This window comes from Streptomyces sp. JHA26, assembly GCF_002005565.1.
GTDB lineage: Bacteria > Actinomycetota > Actinomycetes > Streptomycetales > Streptomycetaceae > Streptomyces.
In genome coordinates this window covers 15,841-29,344 of the sequence record NZ_BDJC01000006.1, presented here as the reverse complement: position 1 = coordinate 29,344, position 13,504 = coordinate 15,841, and the positions used below count along the sequence as shown (strand labels likewise).

General features: G+C 72.1%; 11 protein-coding genes. 3 read left to right on the top strand and 8 right to left on the bottom strand.

Going from position 1 to position 13,504, the window contains the following annotated elements; genetic code table 11:
* Positions 1-59 precede the first annotated feature (59 nt).
* Complete coding sequence (locus JHAT_RS05455; protein ID WP_077796881.1) at positions 60-1,454, top strand: AI-2E family transporter; 1,395 nt, start codon at positions 60-62, stop codon at positions 1,452-1,454.
* A gap of 63 nt (positions 1,455-1,517) precedes the next feature.
* On the opposite strand, the gene JHAT_RS05450 is transcribed toward JHAT_RS05455, so the two are convergent.
* A complete protein-coding gene (locus JHAT_RS05450; protein WP_077796880.1) occupies positions 1,518-2,051 on the bottom strand; it encodes an alkyl hydroperoxide reductase in 534 nt (177 codons plus the stop codon).
* Positions 2,052-2,057: 6 nt separating this feature from the next.
* Positions 2,058-2,612 (bottom strand): peroxiredoxin, encoded by a 555-nt coding sequence (locus JHAT_RS05445; protein ID WP_077796879.1) that lies wholly within the window; start codon positions 2,610-2,612, stop codon positions 2,058-2,060.
* A gap of 133 nt (positions 2,613-2,745) precedes the next feature.
* On the opposite strand from JHAT_RS05445, the gene JHAT_RS05440 reads away from it, so the two are divergent.
* The gene (locus JHAT_RS05440) at positions 2,746-3,684 is read left to right on the top strand and encodes a LysR substrate-binding domain-containing protein (protein WP_077796878.1); all 939 of its coding nucleotides are present in this window, start codon (positions 2,746-2,748) and stop codon (positions 3,682-3,684) included.
* Positions 3,685-3,775: 91 nt separating this feature from the next.
* Here JHAT_RS05440 and JHAT_RS05435 read toward each other — a convergent pair whose 3' ends face one another.
* The 5 genes from JHAT_RS05435 to JHAT_RS05415 all read right to left on the bottom strand — a co-directional run bounded on the left by JHAT_RS05435 (position 3,776) and on the right by JHAT_RS05415 (position 8,669).
* Entirely contained in the window at positions 3,776-6,118 is a 2,343-nt protein-coding gene (locus JHAT_RS05435) for an ABC transporter permease (RefSeq protein WP_171990756.1), read from the bottom strand.
* Complete coding sequence (locus tag JHAT_RS05430; protein ID WP_077796877.1) at positions 6,115-6,804, bottom strand: ABC transporter ATP-binding protein; 690 nt, start codon at positions 6,802-6,804, stop codon at positions 6,115-6,117. Before JHAT_RS05430 ends, JHAT_RS05435 begins: the two co-directional genes overlap by 4 nt.
* On the bottom strand, positions 6,801-7,325 hold the full coding sequence (locus JHAT_RS05425; RefSeq protein ID WP_077796876.1) for a PadR family transcriptional regulator: 525 nt from the start codon (positions 7,323-7,325) through the stop codon (positions 6,801-6,803). The genes JHAT_RS05430 and JHAT_RS05425 overlap by 4 nt, the downstream gene beginning before the upstream one ends.
* A 151-nt stretch (positions 7,326-7,476) precedes the next feature.
* Entirely contained in the window at positions 7,477-7,734 is a 258-nt protein-coding gene (locus JHAT_RS05420; RefSeq protein ID WP_077796875.1) for a hypothetical protein, read from the bottom strand.
* On the bottom strand, positions 7,731-8,669 hold the full coding sequence (locus JHAT_RS05415; RefSeq protein WP_077796874.1) for an SPFH domain-containing protein: 939 nt from the start codon (positions 8,667-8,669) through the stop codon (positions 7,731-7,733). The genes JHAT_RS05420 and JHAT_RS05415 overlap by 4 nt, the downstream gene beginning before the upstream one ends.
* A gap of 271 nt (positions 8,670-8,940) precedes the next feature.
* Between JHAT_RS05415 and JHAT_RS05410 the strand changes: the two genes are divergently transcribed.
* Positions 8,941-11,250 (top strand): transglycosylase domain-containing protein, encoded by a 2,310-nt coding sequence (locus tag JHAT_RS05410; protein WP_107481827.1) that lies wholly within the window; start codon positions 8,941-8,943, stop codon positions 11,248-11,250.
* A 68-nt stretch (positions 11,251-11,318) separates the two neighbouring features.
* Here JHAT_RS05410 and JHAT_RS05405 read toward each other — a convergent pair whose 3' ends face one another.
* A complete protein-coding gene (locus tag JHAT_RS05405) occupies positions 11,319-13,394 on the bottom strand; it encodes a SpoIIE family protein phosphatase (RefSeq protein ID WP_171990755.1) in 2,076 nt (691 codons plus the stop codon).
* Between the last annotated feature and the right edge of the window lie 110 nt (positions 13,395-13,504).

The window sequence follows — 13,504 nt, the reverse complement described above, 5'->3', positions numbered from 1 at the left end:
TCGGACCGGAACGACTCCAGGGGGGAGTGGTGGGGAGAGACGGGGGAAGAGGACGGATCATGTCGCGAGTGCCAGGGTTGCTCGGCCGGCTGGGCGCCGGACTGACCCGGATGAGCAGGCAGTTGGACCAGCGCCGCGCCGAGGCGGAGGACGAGGACCTCGGAACCGGCGGCGCCGGACCGGCGTCCACCGTGGACCACCTGTCCGCGCCGGACGCGGACGACCTGTCCGCGGGGCACGGACACACGCTCGTGGAACACCCGGTCGTCGTCCGCGAACGGCCCGACCCCGCACAGGCGGTGCCGTGGGGCGTGCGGGTCGCGGCGGAGGCCGGATGGCGGCTGCTGGTCCTCGCGGGCACCCTCTGGGTGCTGATGAAGGTGATCAGCGCCGTCCAGCTGGTGGTGCTGGCGTTCGTGGCCGCGCTGCTGATCACGGCCCTGCTCCAGCCCTCGGTGGCGTGGCTCAGGCGGCACGGGGTGCCCCGCGGACCGGCCACGGCACTGACCGCCGTCCTCGGGTTCGTGGTGATGGGCCTGATCGGCTGGTTCGTCACCTGGCAGGTCATGGAGAACATCGACAACCTCTCCGACCAGGTCCAGGACGGCATCGACGAGCTGCGCAACTGGCTGCTCAACAGCCCCTTCCACGTCACCGACAAGCAGATCAACGAGATCGCCAAGAACCTGCGCGAGGCGGTCGGCGCCAACACCGACCAGATAACGTCCGCGGGGCTGGAGGGCGTCACGGTCGTCGTCGAGGCGCTCACCGGCATCCTGCTGGCCGCCTTCTCGACGCTGTTCCTGCTCTACGACGGCAAGCGGATCTGGCAGTGGACGCTGAAGCTGGTGCCGGCCGCGGCCCGGCCGGGCGTCGCCGGGGCCGGTCCGCGCGCCTGGCGGACGCTGACCGCGTACGTGCGCGGCACCGTCGTGGTCGCGCTGATCGACGCCATCTTCATCGGCATCGGCATCTACTTCCTCGACGTGCCGATGGCCGTGCCGCTGGCCGTGTTCATCTTCCTGTTCGCCTTCATCCCGCTCGTCGGCGCCGTCGTGTCGGGCGCCCTCGCGGTCGTCGTGGCGCTGGTGACGCAGGGCATGTTCGCGGCGGTCATGACGCTCGTCGTGGTGCTGGTCGTGCAGCAGATCGAGGGCCACATCCTGCAGCCGTTCATCCTCGGGCGCGCGGTGCGGGTCCACCCGCTGGCGGTGGTGCTGTCGGTGGCCGCCGGCGGCATGGTGGCCGGCATCGGCGGCGCCGTGGTCGCCGTACCGCTGGTCGCGGTGACGAACACCGTCGTGGGCTACCTGCGGACGTACTCCCGCGAGGCCGCCGTACGGCAGGCGCCGCGGCCGCGCGGCGCGACGGCGACGGACGCGTCCCCGGCGGCGGGACCGCGGCCGGAACCCACCCCCGCGGCCGAGCCGTCGCCGGAGGCGCCCCCGGCGTAGCGACGCGAAGGGCCCCGCCCACCGGGACGGTGAGCGGGGCCCTTGCTGCCGGGTCCGGCGGGACTACTGGGCGAGGACCGCCTCGGCGTCCAGCGTGGCGCCGACGGCCTGGATCACGGCGGCGATCTTGAAGGCCTCCTGGATGACCTCGCGGTCGAGCCCGGCCTTGCGCAGCACCTGCTCGTGCGAGTCCAGGCACATGCCGCAGCCGTTGATCGCGGACACCGCGAAGGACCACAGCTCGAAGTCGACCTTGTCGACGCCCGGGTTGCCGATGACGTTCATCCGCAGACCGGCGCGCAGGGTGCCGTACTCGTGGTCCGACAGCAGGTGCCGGGTGCGGTAGAAGACGTTGTTCATCGCCATGATGGCGGCGGCCGACTTGGCGGCCGTGTACGCCTCGGGCGTGAGGTTCGCCTTCGCCTCCGGCTCCAGCTCGCGCAGCACGATCGGGGAGCGCGAGGCGATGGCGGTCGCCAGCACGGTGCCCCACAGCTGCTGCGCCGGGAGGTCGGAGTTGCCGATGACCGAGCCCAGGTTGAGCTTCAGGTCCTTGGCGTAGTCCGGTACGGCGGACTTCAGGGAGTCGAGGGACATGTCAGGTCACTCCCCGGCCAGCAGCGCGACCGGGTCGAGGGTCTCGTCGCCCTTGGTCCAGTTGCACGGGCAGAGCTCGTCGGTCTGCAGGGCGTCGAGGACCCGCAGGACCTCCTTGGGGTTACGGCCGACCGAACCGGCGGTCACCATGGAGAACTGGATCTCGTTGTTCTGGTCCACGATGAACACGGCGCGCTTGGCGAAGCCGTCCTCGTCCTCGATGCCGAGGTCGCGCATCAGCTCGTGCTTGGAGTCCGCCATCATCGGGAACGGCAGGTCGGTCAGGTCCGGGTGGTCCTTGCGCCAGGCGTGGTGCACGAACTCGGAGTCGCCGGAGAAGCCGAGGACCTGGGCGTCACGGTCGGCGAACTCGTCGTTCAGCTTGCCGAAGGCGGCGATCTCGGTCGGGCACACGAAGGTGAAGTCCTTGGGCCATGCGAAGACGACCTTCCACTGACCCTCGTAGGTCTTGTGGTTGATCTGCTGGAACTCCTTGCCCTTCTCCAGCGAGACGCAGGCGGTCAGATCGAACTCGGGGAACTTGTCACCGACAGTGAGCACGCGCTCTCCTTGCAGCGAAGAAACACCCGCTTTGCGAGCGTTTCCCATGGGTTGGACGTTGTTGATGTTGGCACACAGTGCATTGATTAGTGAAATAGCTACACTCGGTCGAGTTGATCGGAGGTGGCTATTAGTGACTGGTAAGAAGAGGCAGCCCAGCCTCGCCCAGCTGCGGGCTTTCGCCGCGGTCGCCGAGCACCTGCATTTCCGCGACGCCGCCGCCGCGATCGGCATGAGCCAGCCCGCGCTCTCCGGCGCCGTCTCGGCCCTGGAGGAGGCACTCGGTGTCACCCTCCTGGAGCGTACGACGCGCAAGGTGCTGCTCTCCCCGGCGGGGGAGCGGCTCGCGGTGCGGGCCAAGGCGGTCCTGGCGGAGGTCGGGGCGCTGCTGGAGGAGGCGGAGGCGGTGCGCGCGCCGTTCACCGGGGCGCTGCGGCTCGGCGTCATCCCGACCGTGGCGCCGTACCTGCTCCCGACGGTCCTGCGGCTGGTCCACGACCGCTACCCCGACCTCGACCTCCAGGTCCACGAGGAGCAGACGGCGAGCCTGCTCGACGGCCTCGCGTCCGGCCGCCTCGACCTGCTGCTGCTGGCGGTGCCGCTCGGTGTCCCCGGCGTCACCGAACTCCCGCTCTTCGACGAGGACTTCGTCCTCGTCACCCCGCTCGACCACCAGCTCGGCGGCCGGGAGGGCATCGAGCGCGGCGTGCTGCGCGAGCTGAAGCTGCTGCTGCTCGACGAGGGGCACTGCCTGCGCGACCAGGCGCTCGACATCTGCCGGGAGGCCGGCCGCGCGGACGTCCCGGCGACCACGACGGCGGCGGGCCTGTCGACGCTGGTGCAGCTGGTGGCGGGCGGCCTCGGCGTGACGCTGCTGCCGCGCACGGCGGTCCGCGTGGAGACCTCCCGCTCCAGCCAGCTCCTCACCGGCTCCTTCGCCGACCCGGCACCCACCCGCCGCATCGCCCTCGCCATGCGCACGGGCGCGGCCCGCGCCGCCGAGTACGAGGAGCTGGCGGCGGCACTGCGGGAGGCGATGGAGGACCTCCCGGTGCGGACGGTCCGCGGCTGAACCGCCGGGGCGTCCCGGCGGACGCGGGAGCCCGGACGCGGCACGGGGTGCGTGCCGCGTCCGGGCCCGGGAGGATGCGGGACCGACGGGGCTACTCCGTCCGCAGGCCCTCCGGGCGCATCAGGCGCAGCAGCGGCGGCAGGCTGGCCAGGGTCACCACCAGGACGACCGCGGCGCCGATGCCGGTCATGGACAGCACGCCGGCCCAGTCGACGGACACGGGCGTGTCCGTCATCTTCAGCAGCACCGTGCCCAGCGTCAGGCCCACCGCCACGGCCAGCACCAGCCCCAGCGCGATCGGGATCGCGGTCTGCCACAGCACCGACAGGCTCAGCGTGCGGCGCCGGGTGCCGAAGGCGACCAGGGCCGACAGCAGCTTCCTGCGCTCGCGCAGCTGCTCCAGCTGGGAGACCAGCAGACTGGCGCCGATCAGCGCGAGCACACACGCGGCGCCGACGAGCAGGCCGGTGCGGATCGCGTCGAAGCGGTCGGAGCGCTCCGTCTCCGCCCAGGTCAGGGGCGTCGCCGACCGATCGATGGCCAGGGCCGTGTTGCGCACCCGGTCCCGCACGTCCGGCACGGACTCGTCGAGCCTGAGGTAGGCGTGCCCGGTCAGCGCCGGCACGAGCGCGGCCGGCATCGCCTTCGGCGTGAGCAGGAAACCGCCCCGGTCGATGTCGGCCAGCAGACCGTCGCGCGGCTCCGCCGTCTTGACGCCCCGCGGCACGGTCCAGGGGATCTCCAGGCTCTTCGCGTTGCCCCCGTACGTCGGGTCGAGGTACAGCTTCCGCCCCGGCGTCGCCAGCTTCCCCATGTCGGTCTCGCCGTCCCACTCGGCACCGCGGACGGCGAACACGTCACCGTCGCGGCAGGAGGGCAGGCCGGCGATCTCCCGCAGGGCCGCGCAGTCGCCCACGGTCATCATCGTGGAGGTCTCCGGGTCCTTGGCGCGGTCGCCGAGGTAGCCCTCGGAGTAGGCGGGGGCCGCCTTCACCCCCTCCGTGTTCCGCAGCTTCGCTACGGCCGGGGCCAGCGGCACCCCGCTCGGCAGGGCCACCTCCATCTGCGCCCACGACACGTCCTGCCCGGTGCTCTGCGTGTAGTCGTCGTCGACGCCCGCGAAGAGCATCTGCAGCGCGATCGCCCCGGCGACGGCCACCGCGATGCCGTTGACCATGCGGGCCGCCGTACCACTGCTCAGCTGCAGTCGGCGCACGGCGAGCTGCCAGGACACGGAGCCGGCGCCGAGCCGGGCGACGACGGTCTCCACGAGCCACGGCAGCAGCGCGGTGACGCCGACCAGCAGCAGGACGACGCCGCCGGTCACCAGGTACTGGTTGAAGTCCCCGCCCTCGCGGCCCTGGCCGATCATCGGGTACAGCATCGCCAGGCCGGCCACCGGCAGCAGCAGCCGCCACCACAGGCGCCGCCGCGCGGGCTTGGCCGTACGCACCACGCCGAGCGGCTCGATGACCACCCCGCGCAGCGCGAACAGCGTCACCAGGACGGCCGCGGCCGGCACCGCCACCGCGACCAGCAGGGCCAGCAGCGGCGAGGGGTTGAGGTAGCTGGGGAACACGCTGACGTCGAACACCTCGGCCGTGCCCGCCAGCTGGCGGCCGATCAGGAAGAACCCGGTGCCGAAGACGAGGCCGAGCACCGCGCCCGCCAGCGCCTCGCCGGCGGCTATCCGCCGGGTCATGCGGCTGTCGGAGCCCACCAGCCGCAGCGCGGCGAGCCTCCGGTCGCGCCGCTCGCCGCCGAACCGCACGGCCGCGGCGATGAACACCGCGACCGGCATCAGCAGCACCACGAAGACGACGAGGGTGAGCAGGATCAGCACCGGGTCGGTCTTCTCGGTGCTCGGCTGGGGGTCGCCGAAGCGGTCGATGCGGACGATCAGGCCGCTGTCGGGGCGCACCTCGAGGCCGTCGGCGCCCCGGAAGAAGGCCAGTTCGTGCGAGCCGATCAGCCCCTCCTCCCCGATGGTGCCGGTGATCCGCTCGGGCAGCCGCGCCCGCAGCAGCTTGCCGGAGTCCGACTCCAGCAGCTCCTTCAGCGCGGGGGAGACCACCATCTCGCCCACGGCGGGGAACTTCTCGACCCCGGGCGGCAGCGGCGCCCGGGGTCCCTCGGGCTCCAGGGCGCGGCCCCGGACGTGGTCGTCGCGGAAGTCGGTGTCGACGTCGGCGACGACCAGGGTGTCGTCGGCCCGGGGGATCTGGTTCTGGGTGAACGTGATGTCGGTGCGCGCGGCCTCCCGTTCCTGGCGGACGGCCAGCGCGTTCGGCAGGGCCGTCGTCAGCAGCAGCAGCGCCACCCCCAGCCCGACGCCGACGGCCGTCAGCACCGCCCGGGTCCACCCCTCGCGGCCGCCGGTGACGGTGAACCGGACGCCCATCACGAGGTCACGGGCCGACTGGCGCAGGCTCATACGGCGCGCTCCATGTCCCGCGACCTGCCGTCGCGCACGACGACCTCGCGGTCGGAGTACGCGGCCACCCGCGCCTCGTGCGTGACCAGCACGACGGCGGCGTTGGTCGACCGGGCGGCGTCCGTGAGGAGTTCCATCACGCGTTCGCCGTTGAGGGAGTCCAGCGCACCGGTCGGCTCGTCGGCGAAGAGCACGCGGGGGTTGGTGACCAGCGACCGGGCCACGGCGACGCGCTGTCCCTGGCCGCCGGAGACCTCGCCGGGCCGCTTCCTGCGCAGGTCGTCGACCTCCAGCCGCTCCATCCAGGTCAGCGCGGCCCGCTCGGCCTCCTTGCGGGGGGTGCCGTTCAGGCGCAGCGGCAACGCGACGTTCTCGACGCAGGTCAGCTCCGGCACGAGCTGGCCGAACTGGAACACGAAGCCGAACTCCGAGCGGCGCAGCGCACTGCGCCGGGCGTCGGACATGGCGGACAGCTCCCGCCCGTCGTACGTGATCGTCCCCGAGTCGGGGGTCACGATGCCGGCCAGGCAGTGCAGCAGCGTCGACTTGCCGGACCCGGAGGGGCCCATCACGGCGACGACCTCGCCGGGGTGGATGGAGAACTCGGCGCCGTCCAGGGCGAGGGTCGGGCCGTAGGCCTTGGTCAGCTTCTCGGCCGACAGCAGGGAACCCGTGGGAGCGGTCATCGGGCCACCGCCTCACGGAGCTTGTCGAGGCGCGCGGCGGTGAGCTCCAGCCAGCGCAGGTCGGCCTCGAGGTGGAACAGGGCGTGGTCGCAGATGAGCTGGTCGGCGAGGTCGCCCCTGCGCTTGCGGTCGGTGAGGATGCGCATGCTGCGCAGGTGCTCCGAGCGCTGGGTGTCGAGGACGTCGGCGGCGTCGCGGTGGGTGAGCAGCGCGAGGACGACCTTGGTGTACAGCGTCGACTGCAGGTACGGCTCGGGCTTCTCCGGGGTGGCGAGCCACTGCTGCACGTCGGTGATCCCGGCGTCGGTGATCGCGTACCGCTTGCGCTCGGGACCGCCGCCCGCCTCGATGCCGTCGACCACGACGAGACCGTTCTTCAGCAGGCGGGACATCGTCGAGTAGACCTGGCCGTAGTGCAGCGGCCGGTCGTGACCGAACTTTTCGTCGAAGGCGCGCTTCAGGTCGTAACCGTGGCGCGGCCCGGACTCCAGGAGTCCCAGGAGGGTGTGACCGATGGACATGCACCGCACTCTACACGCGGTGTATACGCACCATGTATACGCGGAGTGCAGAGGTCGTGGCCCGAGGTGCGGGACCGCAGGTCGGGGCCGATTGTCACGGTTCCGCCACAGCCGCCGCCGCGCCCTCGCGAGGGCGCGGCGGCGCGGCCGGTCACGGCGGCGGTGTCGCGTCCGGGCCGCCTCTCGGCGGCCGCCCCCGGCGGGGCAGCGGCCCGGTGTCCCCGGGCAGGCGGCCCGCCTCCGTGAGCGCCCTGCGCAGCAGGAACTCGATCTGGGCGTTGGCCGAGCGCAGCTCGTCGCCCGCCCAGCGGGCCAGCGCCTCGTACACCTGCGGGTCCAGCCGCAGCAGCACCTGCTTGCGCTGCTGCGGCCGGCGCTTGGGGGCCGGGCCCCCGGACGGGGTTGTCACTGGTAGAGCGTCCCCGTGTTCAGGACCGGCTGGGCGGCGCGGTCACCGCACAGCACGACCATCAGGTTGGACACCATCGCCGCCTTCCGCTCGTCGTCCAGCTCCACGATGTCCTGTTCGCTGATCCGCGCCAGCGCCGCCTCGACCATGCCGACCGCGCCGTCCACGATCTGCCGCCGCGCCGCGACCACCGCGCCGGCCTGCTGCCGCTGGAGCATCGCCGAGGCGATCTCCGGCGCGTACGCGAGGTGCGTGAAGCGGGACTCGATGATCTGCACGCCGGCCGCCTCCACGCGCGCGTGCAGCTCGACGGCGAGCTTCTCGGTGATCTCCTCGGCGTTGCCGCGCAGCGACAGGCCGTCCTCCTCGTGGGCGTCGTAGGGGTACTCGATGGCGATGTGCCGCACGGCCGCCTCGGTCTGGGTGGAGACGAACTCGACGTAGTCGTCCACCTCGAAGGTGGCCTGCGCGGTGTCCTCCACCCGCCACACCACGACCGCCGCCAGCTCGATCGGGTTGCCGTAGGCGTCGTTCACCTTCAGGACGGCCGTCTCGTGGTTGCGCACCCGCGTCGAGATCTTGGTGCGCGAGGTGAGCGGGTTCACCCAGCGCAGCCCGTCCTGCCGGATCGTCCCCCGGTACCGGCCGAAGAGCTGCACCACCCGGGCCTCGCCCGGCGCCACCATGTTCAGCCCGCACATCGCCAGGAACGCCGCCAGGGCGATCACGATGCCCCCGACGATCAGCCCGGCCTTCGCGCCGGTCGCCGACACCGCCGTGGCGGTGACGATCAGCGCGGCGCCCACGACCAGCCCGAGCAGTCCCAGCAGCAGTGCCAGCCCGCCGCCGATGCTGGGCGCCTGGGTCTCCCGCACCCGCGGCGCCGGCATCTCGGGCACGTCGGCCCCGACCTGCGGTGTTCCGTGTACGGACATGGAGGGTCCCCCGTTCTCGCGAGGTGCCCGTGTGGGGCACCTGGATGATTTCCTGATCCTATCTAAGTGATATCACTTTAACCGATCGCGGCAACCCTGAACCCCGCTCGTACGTCGGTTCCGGTGGAACGGGTGCTGATTCTCACGTCCTCGCAGGGCCGGATCGGTTGTCGTTCCTCATATATCCCGGTGTTAGCTTTCTGAGCTGACCTGAGCGGCGAACCCGTGCGACGGGTGAGCACGCACGACCGAATCGGAGCGGATCGGACCCATGGGACGAGCGGAAGAGAGAAGAGCGCGTCAGCGCGCCGGCCGCCGCGCGGCGCCGAGTCGACGCCGCTCGTCACCGGCGGCCGACCGGAGCCTCATACGCCGGCTGTTCACCTGGAAGAAGATCCTCGGCACGTTCCTCGGCGTGATCCTGCTCGGCATGGGCGCCTTCATCGTGCTGTACATGATGATCGACATCCCCGAGGGCAACGCCGACGCCCAGGCGCAGGGCAACGTCTACAAGTACAGCGACGGCTCGATCATGGCCCGCAAGGGCTACAACCGCGAGATCGTCGACCTGGCCAAGGTCCCCAAGGACGTCCAGCACACCTTCGTCGCCGCCGAGAACAAGACCTTCTACAAGGACTCCGGCGTCGACCTCAGGGGCACCGCGCGCGGCATCCTCAACACGCTCTCCGGCAAGGGAGCGCAGGGCGGTTCGACGATCACCCAGCAGTACGTCAAGAACTACTACCTGACCCAGGACCAGACCGTCTCGCGCAAGCTCAAGGAGCTGGTCATCTCCCTGAAGCTGGACCGGGAGAAGCCCAAGGACTACATCCTCGCCGGGTACATCAACACCAGCTACTACGGCCGCGGCGCCTACGGCATCCAGGCCGCCGCCCAGGCCTACTACCGCGTCGACGCCGAGGACCTCAACGTCGAGCAGGGCGCCTACCTCGCCGCGCTGCTCCAGGCGCCCAACCAGTACGACTGGGCGATCGCCAGCGACACCGGCAAGAGGCTGGTCCAGGAGCGCTGGAACTACGTCCTGGACAACATGGTCGAGCAGAAGTGGCTGGACAAGGCCGCCCGCCAGGCCATGAAGTTCCCCGTCCCCAAGGAGCCCAAGCCCGCACCCGGGATGGAGGGCCAGACCGGGTACCTGGTCGAGGCGGCCAACAACGCGCTCAAGAAGCAGCTCGTCGCCGACGGCACCGCCGAGGACACGAAGCAGGCCGACGCGATGGTCGACGCCGGCGGCTGGACCATCACGCTCAACGTCGACAAGAAGAAGCAGGCGGCGCTGGAGAAGGCCGTCAAGGAGCAGCTGACCAGCAAGCTGGACCCGAAGAAGCGCGAGGTCGACGCCGACGTCCAGGCGGGCGCCGTGTCCGTCGACCCGAAGACCGGCGCGGTCGTGGCGATGTACGGCGGCGTGGACTACGTCAAGCACTACCGCAACAACGCCACCCGCGACGACTACCAGCCCGCCTCCACCTTCAAGCCGATCATCCTCGCCGCCGCCGTGGACGAGGACGCCGAGACGCAGGACGGCGTCCCGATCACGACGAACACCCTCTACGACGGCACGAGCGAGCGCCCCGTGGTGGACGACGGCCGGGAGGTCGGGTTCGCCCCCGAGAACGAGGACCACCACGACTACGGCGACATCACCGTCCAGGAGGCGATGAACCAGTCGGTCAACTCGGTCTTCGCGCAGATGGGCGTCGACGTCGGCATGTCCGAGGTGGTGAAGGTCGCCGGCAAGCTCGGCATGGAGACCGAGGGCATGGCCCCCGTCCCCGCCCAGACCCTGGGCAGCATGGGCGCGAGCCCGCTGGAGATGGCCGGCGTCTACGCCACCCTCGACAACCACGGCAAGAAGGTCACCCCGGCCGTGGTGAAGTCCGTCGAGCACAACTCCCGCAAGGTCGACTTCCCCGACCCCATCGGCGACCAGGTCATCAGCCGCGAGGCCGCCGACACGGTGACGTCCGTGCTGACCGGCGTGGTCGACGACGGTACGGCCAAGAAGTCCGTGCGGGACAACCCGATGCGCGACGGCCAGCAGGTGGCCGGCAAGACCGGTACGTCCGACAACAACAAGTCGGCCTGGTTCACCGGCTTCACACCCGGCCTGGTCACCTCCGTCGGGATGTTCGGCGAGGACTCCAAGACCGGCGCCCAGGTCCCGATGTACAAGGCGCTCGGCGAACCCCGCATCAACGGTGGTGCCTTCCCGGCGCAGATCTGGGCCGCGTACACCTTCGGCGTGATGGACGAGGTCACGGAGTTCGACCTGGAGGCCAAGGAGAGCGTCGAGGTGGAGCCCAGCACCTCGCCCACGGTCAGCGAGTCGCCGTCCGAGTCGCCCTCGGAGGAGGAGACGGCCGAGGAGACGCCCACCGAGGAGGAGCCCTCCGAGTCGCCCTCCGAGGAGGAGACGCCCGAGGAGACGCCCACCGAGGAGGAACCCTCCGAGTCGCCCTCCGGCGAGGAGACGCCGCCCGAGGAGCCGACCGGCGGGGCGTCCACGGGGACGACGGAGGACCCGCTCTTCCCGGGCTGGGACCAGAAAGACCGGTAGCCGGCGGGCGACCGGCCCGAACGGCGGAAGGGCGCCCGGTGCTCACCGGGCGCCCTTCCGCGTACCCCTCAGCCCCGGTTCAGCTCGAACCAGACCACCTTGCCCGTGCTCAGCCGGGTCGCGCCCCAGCGCCGGGCCAGCCGGTTCACCAGGTACAGCCCGCGCCCGCCCTCGTCCGTGGCGCGCGCCTGCCGCAGCCGCGGCAGCTGCGGCACGTCGTCGCCGACCTCGCAGCGCAGCACGTCCGTGCGCAGCAGCCGCAGGGAGACCGGCTTCGTCGCGTACCGCACGGCGTTGGTCACGACCTCGCTGACCAGCAGCTCCACGGAGTCCGTGAGCTCCTCCATGCCCCAGCGGGCCAGCGCGCGCCGGGCCAGCCGGCGGGCCTTGCCGGGGGCCGCGTCCTCCGGCTCCAGGCACCAGTACGCCACGTCGCTGGGCGCGATGCCGTCGAAGCGGGCGGCGAGCAGTGCGATGTCGTCGTCCCGGTCGCCCGGCCCGAGCATGTCCAGCACCTCGTCGCACAGGGCCTCCAGCGGCGGCGGATGGTCCGGCCCGGTGAGCTGCGCCGTCGCGGCCAGGCGCTCCCGGAGCTGCTCGATGCCGGTCCACACGTCCCGCAGGCGGGACTCGACCAGCCCGTCGGTGTAGAGCAGCAGCGTCGCGCCCGCCGGGGCCTCCAGCTCCACGGCCTCGAAGTCCACGCCGCCCACGCCGATCGGGGCGCCCGCCGGCACCCGCAGCACCTCCGCCCGGCCGCCCAGGTGCAGCAGCACCGGCGGCGGGTGACCGGCGTTGGCGACGGTGATGCGGTGCGAGACCGGGTCGTACACGGCGTACAGGCAGGTCGCCATGCGGTCGGTGCCCAGGCGCTGCGCCTGCTCGTCGAGGTGGTGCAGCACCTCCTGCGGCGGCAGGTCCAGCCCGGCCAGGGTCTGCGCGGTGGTCCGCAGCTGGCCCATGATGGCCGCCGACGTCATCGAGTGGCCCATCACGTCCCCGACGACCAGCGCGACCCGGCTGCCGGGCAACGGGATCGCGTCGTACCAGTCGCCGCCGACCCGCGCCGTCTCGGCGGCCGGCAGGTACCGGGAGGCCAGCCGCACGCCGGTGCAGCGCGGCAGGTTCTCCGGCAGCATCGTGCGCTGCAGCTCGTCGGCGATGTACGCCTCGCGCCCGTACAGCACCGCCTTGTCGATGCCGAGCGCGCTGTGCGTCGCGAGCTGGGCGGCGACCAGCAGGTCGTCGCCCTCGAAGGGGATGCGCTCCGGACCGCGCAGGAACAGGGCCGCCCCGATCACCCGGCGCCGGCCGCGCAGCGGTGCGAGGATCGCGCGCCGGCCGCCGGGCACGGCGAACTCGCCGCCGTCACCGAGCAGGTCGGGCAGGGCGGCGCGGGCCGCGGGGGTGTCCGTGAAGACCGGGCGCACCCCGCGCAGCACCTCGGCGAGCGCGCTGCCGGGCCGCACCTCGCACAGCTCGGAGCCGACCGCCTCCAGCTCGGAGGGCTCGGGCTGCGCGGCGGGCAGGAACCCGCCCTCGGTGTCCCGCTCGGCCGGTATCCGGTCGGTACGGCGCAGCCGCAGCACCAGCGGGCCGGTGGGCCGCTCGTCGCCGACCGGCAGCGGCTCGCGCAGGTAGACGAGGATGGCGTCCGCGAAGGTCGGCACGGTGGCCCGGCACAGCCCCATCACGATCTCGTCCAGGTCCATGCCCCGGGCGATCCGCCGGGTCGCGGCGCCGACGAACCGCAACCGGTCCCCGTCCCGCCGCATGGGCGTGGGCCGTCCGGGCGCGGTGGGCTGCCCGGTGCGCCGGTCCGGTGCCGGGGACGTGTCGCGGCCGCCCTGCCCCGTGGGCGCACCCGCCCCGCCCGGCTGCACCGGGACGCCCTCGGCCGCGGGCCGCGGACGGTGGGTGTCGGGTTCGGCGGCGTGTTCCGCGCCCGGCTGGGAGTGCTCGAAGGCGCCCGAGCCGGGGACGGGCGGCGTCTCTCCGGTGCGTCCCTGTGCCGGTAAGGCGGCCGCGGGGGCCCGCGGCGGCACGGGGACACCCAGGAACGCCCCGCGGGAGTCCGTGGGGTCGGCGCCCGGCGAGGGGCGTTCGAAGGAGGTCGGGTGCTCCGTCACGCGTGTCGAATCCATCCGTCCGGGACTGCGCGCGGCGCGTGCAGTTCGTCCCGCAGGAATCCCGATACCCGCAAGACGGGCCCCAGGAACGGAATTCCCGCGCGGTCAGAGGCTGTTCCTGTGCC

Excerpts from the sequence above, each read along its gene's own strand:
- JHAT_RS05455 (WP_077796881.1), top strand. The coding sequence starts at position 60 with ATGTCGCGAGTGCCAGGGTTGCTCGGCCGGCTGGGCGCCGGACTGACC.
- JHAT_RS05430 (WP_077796877.1), bottom strand. The coding sequence starts at position 6,804 with ATGACCGCTCCCACGGGTTCCCTGCTGTCGGCCGAGAAGCTGACCAAG.
- JHAT_RS05425 (WP_077796876.1), bottom strand. The coding sequence starts at position 7,325 with ATGTCCATCGGTCACACCCTCCTGGGACTCCTGGAGTCCGGGCCGCGC.
- JHAT_RS05405 (WP_171990755.1), bottom strand. The coding sequence starts at position 13,394 with ATGGATTCGACACGCGTGACGGAGCACCCGACCTCCTTCGAACGCCCC.
- JHAT_RS05450 (WP_077796880.1), bottom strand. The coding sequence starts at position 2,051 with ATGTCCCTCGACTCCCTGAAGTCCGCCGTACCGGACTACGCCAAGGAC.
- JHAT_RS05435 (WP_171990756.1), bottom strand. The coding sequence starts at position 6,118 with ATGAGCCTGCGCCAGTCGGCCCGTGACCTCGTGATGGGCGTCCGGTTC.
- JHAT_RS05410 (WP_107481827.1), top strand. The coding sequence starts at position 8,941 with ATGGGACGAGCGGAAGAGAGAAGAGCGCGTCAGCGCGCCGGCCGCCGC.
- JHAT_RS05415 (WP_077796874.1), bottom strand. The coding sequence starts at position 8,669 with ATGTCCGTACACGGAACACCGCAGGTCGGGGCCGACGTGCCCGAGATG.